The 17,522-nt window shown below is 36.7% G+C and carries 14 protein-coding genes; 6 read left to right on the forward strand and 8 right to left on the reverse strand.

What is annotated here, in order from left to right:
- Positions 1-616 precede the first annotated feature (616 nt).
- Positions 617-1,522: an AraC family transcriptional regulator gene (locus SLH51_RS02525; protein WP_335958866.1), complete on the forward strand. Its 906-nt coding sequence runs from the start codon at positions 617-619 to the stop codon at positions 1,520-1,522.
- Between the two features lie 104 nt (positions 1,523-1,626).
- Here SLH51_RS02525 and SLH51_RS02530 read toward each other — a convergent pair whose 3' ends face one another.
- Both SLH51_RS02530 and SLH51_RS02535 read right to left on the reverse strand, forming a co-directional pair.
- On the reverse strand, positions 1,627-3,921 hold the full coding sequence (locus tag SLH51_RS02530; protein ID WP_335958868.1) for a beta-L-arabinofuranosidase domain-containing protein: 2,295 nt from the start codon (positions 3,919-3,921) through the stop codon (positions 1,627-1,629).
- A gap of 514 nt (positions 3,922-4,435) precedes the next feature.
- On the reverse strand, positions 4,436-4,558 hold the full coding sequence (locus tag SLH51_RS02535) for a hypothetical protein (protein ID WP_335958869.1): 123 nt from the start codon (positions 4,556-4,558) through the stop codon (positions 4,436-4,438).
- A 986-nt stretch (positions 4,559-5,544) separates the two neighbouring features.
- Here SLH51_RS02535 and SLH51_RS02540 point away from each other — a divergent pair.
- The 3 genes from SLH51_RS02540 (at position 5,545) to SLH51_RS02550 (ending at position 8,346) form a co-directional block, all read left to right on the forward strand.
- A complete protein-coding gene (locus SLH51_RS02540) occupies positions 5,545-6,777 on the forward strand; it encodes a saccharopine dehydrogenase family protein (protein WP_335958870.1) in 1,233 nt (410 codons plus the stop codon).
- 1 nt (position 6,778) lies between these two features.
- Positions 6,779-7,906, forward strand: coding sequence for a carboxynorspermidine decarboxylase (nspC, locus tag SLH51_RS02545; RefSeq protein WP_335958872.1), 1,128 nt, complete (start codon positions 6,779-6,781; stop codon positions 7,904-7,906).
- A 191-nt stretch (positions 7,907-8,097) separates the two neighbouring features.
- Positions 8,098-8,346 carry a DUF2535 family protein gene (locus tag SLH51_RS02550; RefSeq protein ID WP_335958874.1) on the forward strand — a complete coding sequence of 83 codons (249 nt, stop codon included), beginning with the start codon at positions 8,098-8,100 and terminating at the stop codon, positions 8,344-8,346.
- A gap of 307 nt (positions 8,347-8,653) precedes the next feature.
- Here SLH51_RS02550 and SLH51_RS02555 read toward each other — a convergent pair whose 3' ends face one another.
- The 4 genes from SLH51_RS02555 to SLH51_RS02570 form a co-directional block, all read right to left on the reverse strand.
- Positions 8,654-10,084: an MDR family MFS transporter gene (locus SLH51_RS02555; RefSeq protein WP_390183798.1), complete on the reverse strand. Its 1,431-nt coding sequence runs from the start codon at positions 10,082-10,084 to the stop codon at positions 8,654-8,656.
- Between the two features lie 158 nt (positions 10,085-10,242).
- Positions 10,243-10,368, reverse strand: a complete 126-nt coding sequence (locus SLH51_RS02560) for a hypothetical protein (RefSeq protein WP_335958878.1) — start codon at positions 10,366-10,368, stop codon at positions 10,243-10,245.
- A 252-nt stretch (positions 10,369-10,620) separates the two neighbouring features.
- On the reverse strand, positions 10,621-12,195 hold the full coding sequence (locus tag SLH51_RS02565; protein ID WP_335958879.1) for a Vga family ABC-F type ribosomal protection protein: 1,575 nt from the start codon (positions 12,193-12,195) through the stop codon (positions 10,621-10,623).
- A 511-nt stretch (positions 12,196-12,706) separates the two neighbouring features.
- Entirely contained in the window at positions 12,707-13,579 is an 873-nt protein-coding gene (locus SLH51_RS02570) for a polysaccharide deacetylase family protein (protein ID WP_335958881.1), read from the reverse strand.
- Positions 13,580-14,035: 456 nt separating this feature from the next.
- Here SLH51_RS02570 and SLH51_RS02575 point away from each other — a divergent pair, with 456 nt between their 5' ends.
- Together SLH51_RS02575 and SLH51_RS02580 are read left to right on the forward strand one after the other, a co-directional pair.
- Positions 14,036-14,965, forward strand: coding sequence for an ABC transporter ATP-binding protein (locus SLH51_RS02575; RefSeq protein ID WP_335958883.1), 930 nt, complete (start codon positions 14,036-14,038; stop codon positions 14,963-14,965).
- Positions 14,966-14,975: 10 nt separating this feature from the next.
- Positions 14,976-16,088 (forward strand): ABC transporter permease, encoded by a 1,113-nt coding sequence (locus SLH51_RS02580; RefSeq protein WP_335959058.1) that lies wholly within the window; start codon positions 14,976-14,978, stop codon positions 16,086-16,088.
- A 327-nt stretch (positions 16,089-16,415) separates the two neighbouring features.
- Here the strand turns inward: SLH51_RS02580 and SLH51_RS02585 are convergent, their stop codons facing one another.
- Both SLH51_RS02585 and SLH51_RS02590 read right to left on the reverse strand, forming a co-directional pair.
- Positions 16,416-16,769 carry a YusW family protein gene (locus SLH51_RS02585; protein WP_335959059.1) on the reverse strand — a complete coding sequence of 118 codons (354 nt, stop codon included), beginning with the start codon at positions 16,767-16,769 and terminating at the stop codon, positions 16,416-16,418.
- Positions 16,770-17,118: 349 nt separating this feature from the next.
- Positions 17,119-17,469: a DnaD domain protein gene (locus SLH51_RS02590; protein ID WP_335958885.1), complete on the reverse strand. Its 351-nt coding sequence runs from the start codon at positions 17,467-17,469 to the stop codon at positions 17,119-17,121.
- Between the last annotated feature and the right edge of the window lie 53 nt (positions 17,470-17,522).

Here is a 17,522-nt window from a genome sequence, read left to right on the forward strand (position 1 = left end):
GCTCACTCGGATAATATATTAACTATTCAGAAAACAGAATGCGCTTTCAAATCAGTTAACAATTATCCCTTCAAGCCTGTTTGATAGAAAGAGGCAAATCTCTTTTTATCTATATTAACTAGATAAAAAGGGGGCATACGTATAAATGAGTAACCTTTTACAAAATATTTAATCTTTTTATTAATGAACTTATAATAACACTAGGCAACTCAAGTTGTCGGTAGTGAATTTATCATAATAAGTAGATTAATCCGACTTTAAATTCGCGCAATAATTGTTCTACTTTTACATTGAAAACACTAGTTTCTTCTTTTAAGAACATTACAAGACTAGAAGACACAATGCTATGCACAAAATAGAAGCAAAAAGAAAGGTTCCTCCCTATTGAAACACGGCAACTCTCTAGTTATGATTCATCAAATTTATGGTGCTGGTTTATTTTCAAAAGCTGGTTTTTCCTTAATTAATAAAGGAATTGATACATTTCTAGAGAATTAAAAAGTAAATTTCATGACTTTGAACAACTTGAAGCTGCCTTTGCAAGGTAAGTAGTTATAGGTAAAAAGAATGACTATTACAGTACTGAACACGTCCGTAATTTAGGAGGGATTGTTTTATGGGGGACTACATAAAAACTGACGTCAGCACACCTATTGACTTTATTAGTGGTGGACAATTTATTGCAACAGAATCTTGGAAACATATGAAAAGAAATATTGATGATATCTATGTGGCCATCATTAATATAAACAATACGATTTATATAGAACAGGGTGGAATTCAATATGAAATAAAACCAGGAGATGTTTTCTTCCTTATACCCAATCAGTTACATTTCGGATATAAAAATTCAGATATAGGAACTTCTTACTATTGGTTTCATTTCTTATTTCCTTCTTCCTTTGAACTACTGAATGAACGAAAAATGGAAAATGAAGTCATGGCCATTCGTTCAACTCATTACTCGCCTACAACTAAGTCTAGTTCTTCCATTTTATTACCGGTTCATTCCACACCAAAATATGTCGAAAGAATACAGATTTTATGTAAACAGTTACTCGATGTCTCAAAAGCGAATTATTACAACCACTATTGTGATAATTATCTCGCTACCTCCTTGCTTATTGAACTATCAGAACAGACGATTACGAATTTTAACACAACAAATCAAAAATCAACAACAGAGCAAAAAATAGTCAAGATTTTAGAATGGATCCGAATTCATGCAATGACTAATATCTCCGTTAATAAAATCGCAACAGAATTTAATTATAATAGCGATTATTTATCACGTATCTTTAAAAAGAGTACCGGAATGAATCTACAAGAATACATTCATATGATTAAAATTTCAAAAGCAAAAGAATTACTAATACGTACGAATGAGAGCATTAAAATGATCGCATTTGCAATCGGAATTAATGATGAAAAATACTTTATGAGACTGTTTAAAAAGTACGAAAAAGTTACACCTTCTGAATTTAGACAAGCTTATTATCGCGTCCTAATGAATAATGAGTAATCTTTTTGTACACTATCTAACAGCCCCGACTTACTTGCTCTCCTTACATAAAAAAGAACCGCCTATTTCAGGTGGTTCTCATTTCTTGAATGTGAGATTCAAGATCAATCATCTAGTCTATTTTCAGAAACTGAATTTAAGATTTTTAGGTTGTACACTCTACCAGCAATCCTCCCCTCAGTTGATGTAAATTTCACTTCTATTTGTTGTTTTCCTTCAGTCAATTCTAGTGGTATTTCGTAGATGACATCATATAAACCGTCGAGACTGTTGGCTTTAAGTTTTTGATTGGCAATGACTGTACCATCAATTAAAATGTGAAAGTCACGCTTGTATTTTTTCCCATCTACGACTAAATTTCTGTCGCCCCCAAAATAACTGACCTGTAGGTTCATTTGTTTTGTTGGCTCGACTGCCATAACATAACTAAAAAATCCCTCATCTCGGCTATCACGCCAACCCTTTTGAACAATATTTAAATAACCAGACGCTGAGTTTTCCTTATTAATTCCATGCTCCACTTCTGGCTGTTGTTCATTTGGTTGAACTTCATCAACCGTTCTCGCTCGTAATAGATTTAGCTCTTCTTGTTCTAAATCTATAAACGTCTTATATGCATCTTCGTCCATTACGTTCCAATATAACGTATATCGCTCGTGATGCAAATTATAAAACGGAATAAGAGTTACTTCCACATTTCCAGGTTGTCCTACTGCATCCGTTTTAAAGGTCAATGATGATTCTTCAACTGGTCTAATCCAACTATTCAGGTCATTTCTATTCGCAATTAGACTAGGCACATCAATCAATGGATGGTTGTTCAATTTCAGATGGTCCCCTAGAATATCATTTTCTGGGAAACCTTCTCTCCCTAACGCTCCTGCGAGTACAACTGGCCCATACATAATTCCAACTCGTTTCGGATCATCTTTAGCTACGTAAGTATGAAGATCCATTGGCAGTTCAATCACTATGCTTTCTCCTGTAACCCATCTTCTAGAAACTGTTACATATCCTTTATCGGTACTTTTATATGTTTCTTTGCCATTCACAACTACCGTTACAGCTCCTGACACCCAATAAGGCACACGAATATGGATGTTGAGAAATTCACCAGTCGCTCGCTCAACATAAAGTCTCGTTTGGTTTGACCTAGGAAAGTCTGTTTCTTGTTTTATCGTTACCTTCTCATTATCCATTTTTATTCGTGAAGCAATAAATAAGTTTACATATAAGTCTTCATTCGTTTGATAATAAATGTTTCTTGTATAGCGCGCTGGATTTTCCATCCCTGTACCTGTACAGCACCAAAAAGAATTATCTGGTGAACAGTACACTTTGAAGTGACCTGGCTGCGTTGACACGAAATACGTTTTCATCCCTGAGTCAGGATCCTGTGATGCTAGAATATGGTTATATAATGCTTTCTCATAGTAATCCATATAATCAGCTTGCTTGGACCAGTGAAATAAGTGCTCAGTTAGCTTTAACATATTATAGGTATTGCACGTTTCCGTCGTTTGGATGCCCAATTTTTCTTGGTTGGTAGGGCCAAAATGTTCGTTTATACTATTTCCCCCAATAATATAAGAACGGCGTTTTGTTACTTCTTCCCAGAAGAACATGGCCATTTTTTTATATTTTACATCTTTCGTAATTTCATAGATTTTTGCAGCGCCAATTACCTTTGGAATTTGAGTATTAGCATGTTTCCCCTCGAGTTCATCAACTCCTCTAGACAAAGGTTCAAGTATTGCTTTGTGGGAAAATCTAATGGCAAGAGTTAAATAATCGCGATTGCCTGTAATCGTATAAAGATCTACCATCGCTTCATTCATTCCACCGTGTTCACAAGTAAGCATTTTTTCAAATAACTCATCATTCAAATGGTCTGTCCCTTTTTTCGCCCAATCTGCAAGCTTTTTTACGACCATTAACGCTTTTTCATGGTTCATTAACGTATAACTATCGATAAGCCCTGCAAAAATTTTATGAATACTATACCAAGGCACCCATTGCCCAGCGAGGCTAAAATGTTCAACCTCAAACTCACCTGTGAAAGTTTTATCAAAACAGGTTCTAGGAAAACCACTCACATATCCATCCTCATCAAACCTTTGAATATAAGCAAGTTCATCAACAGCATAGTCTACCTTTTGCTTTAATTCTTCGTCCTCTGTAACGGCATACATTTGTGCTGTTGCTGAAAGCCAATGACCAATGGAATGTCCACTGATTCCCGTTGATTCCCACCCACCATAACGCGGCTTTTTAGGAGATTGGGATACTGCTTCATAGCACGGGGCAACTAGTCGATCAATATCAAGATAGAGCAAATATTCTTTTCCTTTTTCTTGTGAATTTTTAAATATACCATCGAGCAGTTTAACGTTTTTCATTTATGTAACCTCCATAACATAATTCAAAAACCTCTCCCTAGATTCATATTTAATTAACCACTTCTTTTGTGAATATACCATGTAATATAAGCTTTGTCGGTAGTGTAAGAAAGACAAAAGATAGACAAATCCGACTTCGCAGAAAAGGGTTCTGCCACTTGGGTGTTTGCCAAATTGCAAAAAATGTTCCTTTAGTATGTCTTATAAGATTCAAAACTCCTTTTAGCTAGCATAAAATCAAGGTATTGGATACTTTACCCAACACCTTGATTTATTTGAAAACTCTACAAAACTAATTGGTGACTCAAATACACTTATTAATAGAATGTTCGTCTTTCTTACCATCCTCTAATTTTTTTCTCCTATTAATACTGTCAATGTAACTTAAGATTTAACAACAATAAGCGACCTTGTAAATTCTTAAACGAATCACAAGGTCGCTTTTACACTTTCCTCAATCATTACTTTTTTTACCCTTCAACTTACTTTATTCATTAAACTATTATTTACCATTCTAACCTCGGACTGTTTCGGAATTATCATAAAATTGATTCAATAAATAAGTTAGGTAGGAATTCAGTTCAAATCGATCTTTATTAACAAAATCAGACAAGTTTAATTTACTTTCTCTAGACATCACTTTACCTCCTTTGTTTTAAAATTCCTTATCTTCTAACTTCCCAAACTATCACTCTTTTAAACATATAATCACTGCTCCACCTTTCATAATTCTTCCTCACAAGTAGTGAACAGCACTCCACGTGTGATGAGATTAGATAACAGACACTGTAATGGCCGTTGCTGCAATTTTAACTTCTATAACAAAAAAAAGTGAAATTATTCCATTTCCATTTCTCTTTCGCTGCTGATTTTCATGGTATATCTCATAGTCATAATCCTTTCATCCGTACAAAAGTCTTAATTGATCCATTACCAGTTAGTGTTACAAAGTTGTTGGTTAAAGGAATAAATTCGCATAACGATACGTACATATTCTAAATGAACAATCTTAGCCCAAATTCTTTAATTTTTTTCTTTGTGCCTCTTGATCTTTTGACTATATGTTGATAATCTAGAGTAGCGTTATTTGGAGAGGGAATATTTACTAAGTCGGGTCTTTCCAAGCAGATAATTTTGACCACCTACTTTAATGGAAATTAAGGCCATAGTGACTCTGGGTCAAAAGCCGATTGGCAACTTTAGTTGCCTTATTGATTGAGTTAAAAGCTCAAATTTTATAAGTTGGTTACTTTACAACCAGTGCATTTGCACATCAACTTGTGAAACGGTCAATAAGAGTGCTAAAAAGTGATTATTTGCTATTATAGACTCTGATCCTATTAAGATATTTTGAATATTAAAGAGCTTTCTACCATATTATTTTTTGACTTTTATGGTAGTACACACATATATATGACTTATTGTCATGGATTTCCTTATGCCTTTTTAATATTATTGATGATATCTTAGCAAGTGTTGTGCGCGATGATGCGTTTTACACTTGCTTTTTTGTTGTTTTAAAACGTTTTTTGAGGGGTAATCGGTCCTAAGTAGTTAATGCTGCTAATTAGGTGTTAGACCTCTCTTTCAATTGCAAAATCTATTTAGTTAGGAGATAGGATAATGGGAAAAGCGCTTATTATTGGATGTGGCGGGGTGGCATCTGTTACCATCCATAAATGTTGCCAAAACAGTGAGGTATTTGAAGAGATTTGTATCGCAAGTCGTACAAAATCAAAATGTGATGACTTAAAAGCCAAATTAGATGGCGGAAAGACGAAAATTACAACAGCACAAGTTGATGCCGATAATGTCGATGAGCTAATTGCTTTAATTGAAGAAGTCAAACCAGACATCGTTATGAATTTAGCTTTGCCATATCAGGATTTAACAATTATGGATGCTTGTCTTGCAACGAAAACGAACTACTTAGATACAGCCAATTATGAGCCGGAAGATACGGCAAAATTTGAATACAAATGGCAATGGGACTACCGAGAACGTTTTGAAAAGGCTGGAATTACCGCTCTTTTAGGTACCGGCTTTGACCCTGGAGTGACAGGTGTCTTTTCTGCACATGCCCTTAAACATCACTTTGATGAAATTGAAACTATCGATATTCTTGACTGCAACGCAGGAGATCACGGGTACCCATTTGCTACGAATTTCAATCCCGAGATCAATATCCGTGAAGTGTCTGCAAATGGAAGTTATTGGGAGAACGGTGAATGGATCGAAACGAAACCGATGGAAATTAAACGAGTGTACAACTTCCCTGAAATCGGTGAAAAGGATATGTATTTATTACACCATGAAGAAATCGAATCTCTCGCCTTAAATATTCCTGGGATTAAGCGAATTCGATTCTTTATGACATTTGGTGAAAGTTATTTAACTCACTTAAAATGTCTTGAAAATGTCGGGATGACTTCGATTGAGCCAATTGAATATGAAGGGAAAAAAATCGTTCCACTTCAGTTTTTAAAAGCTATGTTACCTGATCCATCTTCTCTAGGTCCACGTACTAAAGGGAAAACGAACATTGGTTGTATCTTCAAAGGGAAAAAAGATGGAAAAGAGAAAACGTATTATGTATACAATGTGTGTGATCATGAAGCATGCTATAAAGAAGTAGGATCACAGGCTGTAGCTTATACAACAGGCGTTCCGGCGATGATTGGTGCGATGATGCTGATGACTGGAACGTGGAATAAGGCAGGCGTATACAATATCGAGGAATTCGATCCAGACCCGTTTATGGATGCATTGAATAAGTGGGGATTGCCTTGGAAAGAAAGCTTCAATCCAGAGCTAGTCGATTCTGAGCCTATCAAACACCCGGAGACTGTACGTTAGTATGCGGTTTGAAGAATTACCAACACCTTGTTACGTAGTAGATGAAAGTCTTCTGGAAAAGAACCTTAAGATTCTAAACGCAGTCATGGAACGTACAGGTTCAAAAATTATCCTGGCACAAAAAGCATTTTCGATGTCTACGTTGTATCCATTAATCGGGAAGTATTTAAGTGGTACAGCATCAAGCGGGTTATATGAGGCACGTCTTGGTCATGAAGAGATGGGAAAAGAAAATCATGTCTTTGCCCCTGCTTATCGTGATGATGAGATCGATGAAATTATCTCATATTGTGATCATATCATCTTTAATTCCTTCTCACAGGTAGAAAAGTTTAAAGACAAAGTTCTTCAAGCTGGTAAAAAAGTTGGCTTGCGCATCAATCCTGAATGCTCTACTCAAGTGGGGCACGCGATCTATGATCCATGTTCACCAGGTTCGAGGTTTGGTGTAACAAAAGAGAATTTCCGTCCGGATTTGCTTGATGGTGTTTCGGGACTACATTTCCATACACTTTGCGAACAGAACTCTGACGATTTAGAAACAACTCTTAACGCCATTGAAGATAAGTTTGGGCCTTGGCTATCCCAAATGGAATGGATCAACTTTGGCGGCGGTCACCATGTAACGAGAGAAGATTATGACATCCCATTACTAGAAAAATGTATTAAGAGAATGCAAACGAAATATAATTTAGAAGTCTATCTTGAACCAGGAGAAGCGATTGCTCTTAATGCAGGCTATCTCGTTACGACTGTCCTTGACACGATGCAAAACGGTATGGGGATAGCGATCCTTGACACATCTGCAACGTGTCATATGCCGGATGTACTTGAAATGCCTTATCGCCCTCCTCTTCTTGGATCAGGGGAAGCAAATGAAAAGCCATTTACGTACCGCCTTGGCGGGCAAACTTGTCTGGCAGGCGATGTAATTGGAGACTATTCTTTTGATCAAGCATTACAGACTGGAGATCGCATAGTGTTTGGTGATATGGCAATCTACACGATGGTGAAAAACACCACTTTTAACGGCATGCCTTTACCAGCTATCGCTGTGAAAGATAAAGATGGAGATTATCATATCGTGCGTGAATTTGGCTATCAAGATTTTAAAATGAGACTCGCCTAATAGAATATAATCTATGTGATAGGAGCATAGTCTCGAATGTCATGCTCACATAAAGACTTATTAAAGAACCAGATTCTACATACAGAATCCGGTTCTTTTTATTTTAAATAAGCTCAAATACATAATATTTAGACATTTCCTGCGATAATCGGTTATAATGGAAAGAAACGGGTATAAAGAGGCTGATATTTTTGTTTTATAAGAGAATAGAGTTCAAGAATGTTGTTGGACAGAAAGTAAAAGTCACTGAAATCCCTGTAGTAGCAGCAAATGACCGTTATTATTTTATGATTCAAGCTCGTTTGCAACTCTTTATTTCATCACTTTACAAGAACCCTCAAGAAAAAAGTAGCTATTCCTTTCGAGAGTATTTAAAACGAAAAATAAGATGGTCTGATTTCGAGGATTTATTTCATGATTATAGTAAGACAAATTCCTGATCCCTAGTGTTTTAAAAGAGGCTACTGCAAAGGTTGGGTTTTACCTTTGCAGTAGCCTCTTTCACATTGAGGGGCAAGAACCCTAATTTAAAGTCGCACATACTACCTTCTTGTTCATTCCCTAAACACTAGTTGAAACTCATTTTCTAACTTTTCACTTTGTTCGATACGTAACTGGCTTAGTGTTTCTTATATTTTCTTTTGAAGTAAGAGCCGCATATTACATGTTTATTATATTCGTGCTCTAATGCTCCCATTGTTTATTACCTAATTTTAGCAAATAGGTGAAGATCCGAAGTAAAGACTATTACGGAGCAACATTTGCTTGATTTTCCGTTTCTTCCACACCATCTAACTCTTCGCTTATGATTGGACTTTTAATAAACAAGGCAAGAAGAAAACAAATACTCGCAAAAACAAGACCAATCGCAAATACATTCTGAACCCCTGCAATTAAAGCCTCCGCTTGATTCGCTACTACATTCCCACTAACACCTTCTAAAAATTTCATTTGACTAGAGCTCATCACAGTAACAAATACTGCAATCCCAATTGCACCGGCTACTTGAACCAATGTGTTGATGATCGCTGCGCCATGGGGATAATATTTTGGCGGCAGTTGGTTCAAACCATTTGTTTGGACCGGAGTCATTATTAACGCAACCCCAAGCATTAAAGAGCAGTGTAAAATTATAAAAGTAGTAACAGATGTTAAGATCGTGACTTTTGAAAAAAAGAACATCACAATGACGACGATTGTAGAGCCAGGTATCACGAGTGCCCTCGGTCCAAATTTATCAAACAATCTTCCAGACATTTGCGAGATTATGCCATTTAGAATTCCTCCTGGCAAAAATGCAAGTCCTGTTGCAAAAGCCGTTAAGAAAAGTCCCTGTTGCAAAAATAATGGCAAAATGATGAAGGAAGAAAACAATGTCATCATTAATACGACGGTAAGAATGGTTGCAAGAGTAAACATTGGAAAGCGAAAGGCTCTGACATCAAGAATCGGTTCCTTGAGCTGTAACTGGCGCTTAACAAAGACAATCAAGGAGATAACCCCCATTGCAATGAAAAGATAGACTTCTGGGTGTGACCAGCCTGCGGTTCCTTTTCCTGCTTGACTGAAACCAAAGACGATACCGCCAAATCCTAAGGTGGAGAACACAATGGAAGGAATGTCTACCTTTGGTTTTGTTAGTTTTGTAATATTCTTTAAATAAATGAAAGCAAAAACCAATGAAAAAACAATAAATGGCAAGACAAAGAAGAATAAGAAACGCCAATGGAACATTTCTACAATGATTCCTGATAGTGTAGGTCCGATCGCAGGAGCGACCATAATGACCAGACTAACCATTCCCATTGCCGATCCCCTCTTTTCCTTTGGAAAAAGGACTAATACGGTATTCATCATTACTGGAATTAATAAACCCGTCCCGATTGCTTGCACTAAACGGCCAACGAAAAGGATGGAAAAGTTAGGAGCAAAAGCACAGATCAGTGTTCCTACAGCAAATATACTCATAGCTCCTAAAAAGATTTGTCTCGTCGTAAACCATTGTAATATTAGCGCCGTTATCGGGATTAGAATTCCAACAACAAGCAAAAAGCCAGTTGTTAACCATTGGATCGTTGACGCGGTCACCTCAAAGTCTTTCATTAATTGGACATAAGCGACATTTAGTAAGGTTTCATTTAAAATCGCAAAAAACACACCTATAATCAAAGAGAGCATAATCGGAATACGTTTGAATTCATCTTGTTCTGATATAGGCTCGCTACCTTCTACTTTATTCACATTCAAGAAACGTCCTCCTAAATAAAATTAATTTTACAAGAATCATAGTACTGAAGGGGTAAGCTAAAAGGCTACTTTTCTGAGGCCCTATTCCCTTACTTTTTTAGTTCAACTGGCTGTTTTACTTCATTCAACCGATTAATCATATCAGTAAGCATCTCTTCTGTAAATGCCCTCATGCTGAAATTCACTAAAGCTCGAATTGGCATATATTTCATCATTGCCTCAAACATCTCAGCCGCATAGCCTTCTTGGTTGTAGCATCAGCAAACGGACTGTTTGCAAATGCTTAATAAGACCATTCTTTCTCTCCCATTTCCCGTGCAATCTCAAATGTTGCTATTCCTTCTTGTTGTCTATGAACATATAGATAATACGTAAAATGCGCTCAACGGCTTGATCCAGTTTTTCTTCATCCAGCTTTCCACTTTGGACGGCTTAATTCGAGCCCTGCTTCTAGTTATACTCTTACGTTATTCCATCGTATCCAACTTCCGTTTCTCTGCTAAAAGTAGTTGAAACTCCTTTTCTAACTCTTCACTCGGTTCAATGCTTAACCGACTTAATACTTCTGATATTTTCGTTTGAAGTACGAGCAGTTTATCTTCCTCGGTATTTCGTTGTTTTTCGTTTTCACTATTTTTATATTGATGATACGTTCCTTCAAACAGTTCAACCTCTTTGTTACGAATAGCCAAAATTCTTGTGGCGACATTTTCGATTAGTCGTCGGTCATGCGAGACGAATATCAAGGTGCCTTCATATTCGTTTAAGAGTGATTCCAATGCAGTGGCAGCTTCAATATCGAGAAAATTCGTCGGTTCATCCAAAATTAACGTATTAATATCGCTCAACATTAATTTCGCAAGCGCTACTTTTACTCGCTCCCCCCCACTTAAAATCCCTACAAGCTTATACACATCCTCTCTAAAGAAATGCAGTCTTGCAAGTACCGTTCGAATGAAAGTTTCATCCTGCTTTGAAGTGGATCGAACATTCTCTATAATCGACTTTTCAACATCTACTATATTTAAGTTTTGACTAAAGTAACCTATTTTCATTGACGGTGAAATAGTAATACCTTCATCTTGATAAATGATTTTTTTCACAAGAGTCGTTTTTCCACTTCCATTCGGGCCGATTATCGCTAGTTTCTCACCACCACGAACATAAAAACTTGTTGTATTCCAAAGAACACGTTCGGAAATGGCACCTGTCACATCTTGTACACGAAGAATAATTCGGTCTTTAAACGTATCCGCGTGGGGCAAATTCATTTTGAGTGGAGGAGCCTCTTTTACTTTTTCTACTTTTTCTAGTTTTTCTAATCTCGTTTCGATTGCTTTTCCTGCTTTTTGCAACTTCTTTTGTTTCTTGGCAAAGTATGGTTTCGCACCAGTTATTCTTGCTTCTGATTTGCTTACTTTTTTTGGAGCTTTGGTTGCTTTTTCAGCTTTTTTCTCTTTTAATTTCAAGGCTTCTTCTAACTGTTTTTTCTTAATCTCATACTTTTCATAAGCTAATTTCTTTTGACGATGCTCCATTTCTTTCTGTTTGTTATAATTCCGAAAGTTGCCTTTATACTCTTTCACCTTCCCATCATGTATCTCCCATATCGTTGTGCAAATGGCATCGAGAAATGCTCGATCATGAGATACAATCACCAAAGCCCCTTTCCACCCGCTTAACTTCTTTTCTAACCACTCAATATGCTCTGTATCAAGATTCGTGGTTGGTTCGTCTGCAAATAACATTCCTGGAGCCTTCACAAGTGCTTGATTAATGTATTCTTGTGTAACTTCTCCACCACTTTTGGTTGAAACTGTTCTTTTTATCTGTGGCAAAAGTTCAGATTCAACATGACGATTAACGATCCCATTTTCTGGCGATACCTTTCCAGCTAAAATGTTCAATAATGTCGTTTTTCCACTTCCATTATGGCCAATTAACCCAATTCGATCATTACTATGAATTTGTAATTGATCAACATCTAATAATAAACGTTCCTTTACAAATTGTTTTATATTAAGTGCTTCTAATAGAATCATACAATCATCCCCATTTTTCATTTTCTAGAGACAAAAAATGCCCCCCATCTACATTCAGAATAGGAGGCGTATGTATAGGTGGACATCAAAAAGAGAGACTACTCCTTTTTAGTTCAACTATAGAAATCCAATCCTATTCTGAAAACTCCGTTTGAAGGCATCACAAATAAAGCAGAAACATTCATTTGCAAAAAAACACCTTCAATTCATGGCTTTCGTAAATAGGATTAGTACTTCATGTAGTTGGTTCACCCTTCCAATTTTTATTTACTACAACTTTAAACGACACATGAAAAATTGTCAAATTTATGGATAACATACAATTATAAGCGATTTCTTTTTTTCTTATTTAACAAAAAAAGAAGCACTACTTTACAAAGAACATACACTTGCATACTATCTAACAGACGTGGGAAAAGGAAAATATAACAGAACCACATTCCGCTCACTATACATTCGGGCGGTGCCTGTACGAAGAACAACGGACAGCGCCTGCACTGTCCGCTCGTTTTCATTTCGCAAATGGAAGATTCAACAATTCTGGTACAGTGACAAACTCGTACCCTTGTTCTTGCAATGTCGGAATAATTTGGTGAAGAGATTCGATTGTATTTGTTCTATCACCATCCCAATCTGCACCGTCATGCATGAGAATAACCGCTCCTGGATGAACGATGTCTAACACATTTGAAGCGATGACTTCCGGTGGATCTTCCTCCCAATCCAACGAATCCACTGACCATCCAATAACCGAATATTGCATTTCAGCAAGCTTTTCGACCAATTCATTATATAAAAAACCGTATGGCGGTCGGAATAGACTTGTTCGATAACCAATAATGTTATTTAGAACGTCTTCAGTTCTTGTTACTTCCCTCTCTAGTGTTGGTATATCGGCCTCTTTAGCAAGGTTAGGATGGAAGTAAGTATGGTTTCCGATGACATGACCTTCATTATTAATCCGCTCAACAATTTCAGGATAAGCGATAGCTCGCGACCCCATTAAGAAAAACGTACCAGGTACATTGTATTGATTTAATACATTTAATACATCCTCAGTAAAACGTGGGTCAGGGCCATCATCAAAAGTTATAGCTATCCTATTTTGATCAGCAGGACCCTGTAAGAAAAAAGTATCTGGATACCGTTGCTGCAAGACGGTCATATCAACAGGCTGCTGACGAGCTCGTTCTGGATTTTCAGGTCCCCCTCTAAGATCAGGAAAGTCTTCCTTAGGTTTATCTGGTTTATCTTTTTTCCACCAAAACTGTTGCCAAGTATCACCCTGAGCTGGCTCATTAGCATGAACAGTCATGATATCCGAAATTTGAAAACACAACAAAAGCACAACAACTAACATCAACTTTAACATGCTCTCTTTCATCTATTCATCTCCTATCGAATATTAATACATAGTTATTTTTGATAAAAAAGGAGGGTTTATGCAAGAAAATAAATAATCTGTATTTTTTTATCTGCTTTGTTTTTTCCATAGGGTAATAATACAAGTAAGGCTGACACTCCCATACATAAAAAAATTAACTGTTAAAACACGCTTAGGTTTGAAGCTATTTACATATTTTATGAATGATCCGGAGCGAGCCAATTCCGTTCTTTCATTTCTTTTGTGCTTACGTACTGCTAAAGGTGAGCAACAGGAAACCCAATATGTAAATTACGCAGAATGATTGAACCACCAGAAAATCAATTTCCAAATATTACTATTAAACTTGATGGAAATGTAATAAAATAAAAAGTGTTTCGATAAAACTGTGAAACTATTATCAACTTTATACCGTATAAACCTTTGTTAAAGTTCCCATGAAAGTGAGGAGACAAAATGACCGTATTAGAAGTGAAGAATTTGAAAAAATCTTTCGGTACCATTCATGCAGTGCAAGACATCAACTTCTCAGTGAAAGCCGGTGAAGTATTCACCATCATAGGACCAAATGGTGCTGGAAAAACGACAACACTGGAAATGATTGAAGGATTGGTTACACCAGATCATGGAGAAATACACTTTGGAGAGTTGAACTGGGATCATCATGCAAACACGATCAAAAAGAAAATTGGTGTACAACCGCAGTCTAGTGCGATGTTTGATTTATTAACTCCTGAAGAAAATCTGAACCTGTTTGCTACTTTTTACGACAAGTCCCGCCCTACTGAGGAAATTCTAGAAATGATCAACCTTACTGATCACCGTAATAATCATGTGAAAAAACTTTCTGGTGGACAGCGCCAGAGGCTTGCGATAGGACTTGCGATGATTAGTGATCCTGAAATTATCTTCCTAGATGAGCCGACAACTGGTCTTGATCCACAAGCACGGCGCAACATCTGGGATATTATTTTACAGCTAAAAGAATTAGGGAAAACGACCATCTTAACCACTCATTATATGGAAGAAGCAGAACAATTAAGTGATCGAGTTTGCATCGTTGATCAAGGAAAAGTTATCACTTTGGATACCCCATCTGCCCTCATTGAAAAGTTAACGGAAGAGCGAGAAGTACGACTTTCTTTCCTTGATGGAACAGAAGCAGCAGAGGAGGCGAACGTATTTTCTGAAAATCTCGAATCAGTTACTCGTACTGAACGCGAAGATACGTCATTAAAACTGTGGACAACAAATCCTGAGGATACATTGTATGGCTTATTTGGATTTACAAAGGAAAAGAATTACCAGGTAGAACAGGTCTCCATTCGTGAAATGAGTTTAGAAGATGTCTTTATTGCATTCACTGGTAAGGAATGGAGGGATTAAATTGAACAAGATGAAACAGTTTAAGCAAATGTTCATTGCCCAATTAAAGTTGACGTTACGAGAAAAACAAGCTTGGTTTTGGGGCATTTTCTTCCCTGTGATCTTGATGGTCATCTTTATGACTATTTTTAGCGGGAGTTCCGACAGTGAATTTTCTGCAAATGTCGCTATCGTAGAGGAAAATCCGAATGCCACTTCTGAAATGTTGTTGCAGCAAATTAGCCAAATTCCTGTACTTGAAATCGAAACTAGTGAACCTGTCAGTCGCAAAGAAGCAGATGAGTTGGTAAAAGACAAGGATGTGCATGCTGCCATCGTTTTACCTGAATCAGAAGATGCCACTTCTCTCCTTCTTGTCGTAAACAAAGAAAACGAAGAAGGGGTAACAACGCAAGCTCTTTCGGGCATGCTAAATCATTTTGTACAAGAGGCAAATCTCTATGCTGCGGGTGCTACGCCTACATATGAACTCCAATTTGAATCGATCTCATCTAGCAGTAATGAATTAAGCTATACTGACTTTCTTCTCACTGGGATGATTGCCTTAGCCATTGCTCAGGGTGGAATGTTTGGAATGGTTGATTTAGTAGAAATGCGTCGAAAAGGCTTGATCAAAAGGTTACGTATGACTCCTGCGAATATGAACCTTTTTGGTTTAAGTGATATGATCATGCGGTTGTTATTTAGCGTGATTCAAATTATTTTACTATCTCTTATAGGAGTGTTTATCTTTGGGGCAAATCTGTACATCAACTTCCCGAGTCTCCTTATCGTTTTCTTATTAGGTGCTCTTTCTTTTAATGCGTTAGGATACTTTTTTTCTTCCTTTAGTAAAACAACCGAGGCTTATATGGGAGTAGCGAATATTACAAGTTTCCTGATGATGTTTTTGAGTGGCGTGTTCTTTCCAATTGAAACGATGCCCGAGTGGATTCAGCCGATCTCAAATGTTCTCCCTCTCACCTATTTTGTTGAAGGCTTGAGAGAGAGTATGGTTTATTCCACAAATATTTTTTCTGGCACTCTTTGGTTTGGAATTGGGATCATGGTCTTATGGGGCGTTATCACATTTATGATTGGTTCATGGTTATATAAACTTAAATCGATTGTCGCAACAAGGTAATGGTTTGGAGATGGGCCCTATCCCCAGTTCTATAACGTGGGGTACTAGAACCAGAATCACAAGTATTAATAACGGTTCACTTCAAAGGTTAGAACAATAAAATATCAAAGTAATGCACACAAGATTTCACATCTGAAATCTCGTGTGCATTTTTGTTGTTAATTTAAGCTATTATTGCGTTTTCAACTTTCTCATATCAATTATAGGATAATAATAATTATAGGGAATATATGTGAACTGGTCATGAAAATACAATTTTGTGTTATTAATAAAAACTGTAAAGGACATTACTTGGTACCTGATTTAATTGGGGGGTACAATGGTTATTTATAGGTTGGCTTTTAGTTTCCCACCAGTTGTAAAGTCCACTTCTAGCTCAAGCTTTCGAATATCTTCCTTTGCAATGTTCACAGAAGCTAATACTTGTTCAAGTGCTTCTTCAGAAGTAATATCAGGTTGTAGAGCAACTTGCTGGAGAAGGTCTTCTATTTCTGTTAGCGCTTGATCTCCTTTTATCTCTTCTTTACCATCATTTGTTTTCCTTTCAACCTCGGCAGTGGTAGAGCCACCATTATTTTTATATTCCATCTCAAGCTCTTCATTATTTACCAAATCAATTTCAAGTTCAAACTCTTGAATGTTCTCAATAGTACCAGCTGTTTCATTTGTTCTATCATTGATGTTTCCTTGTCCATCTTCACCTACTAGTTCTTAAGTAGCTAAGTCATTAGTACCACACCCTACTATAAAAAAATCAGAACTAATAATATACATGTATGTAGTATTTTTCTCATAAGTAACACCTCCATTTTTTTGTGTAGTGTGTCACTAAATAAAAAAAATATGCACGGTATTACAATACAAATAATGAGAAGGGAAGACTTTTAGTAGGCATACTCACTATTAGAGTATATGAGCTACCGAAGCTTGCTTGATTGGTACAAAACACACAAATAAGGTGTCTGTCCCCCACTACTTTAACGTACTAGGAGACAGGCACCCGAATCTCAACGATAGGCCATATCGCTCTCTATCTCCGAGAGTAGTCCAACTCACTTTTAGCAAATTCCATAGCTTGCTTTACAGTGCTGACTTTCTTTCTAGACCAATCACTTGCAATTTGATCAATCCGAAATTTGGGTAATTGAAAATCTTGTGTTATAAATACAAAATCAATTAAAACCTTGATGACTGGATCAGGTAGTTTGAAGTTGCTCTGCAACTCCTGAATCATTTCAAGATCTTCTTTGACAAGTTTACTTCCTTCATACCTTTCCTTAAGCAGTTTCTCTAGTGTAATAGTTTCATAGTAATTAATTACTTTTTCTTCTTCTGATAATCCCGTTACTGAATCTTTTCGTTGATTTTGTTGTAGGTCCATTTAACCACTCCTCTTTTCTTTTTCACTGCCCATTATTCCAAGTTAATAATTTT

It is taken from the genome of Halalkalibacter kiskunsagensis, from assembly GCF_037027555.1.
Taxonomy (GTDB): Bacteria; Bacillota; Bacilli; order Bacillales; family Bacillaceae_D; genus Halalkalibacter; species Halalkalibacter kiskunsagensis.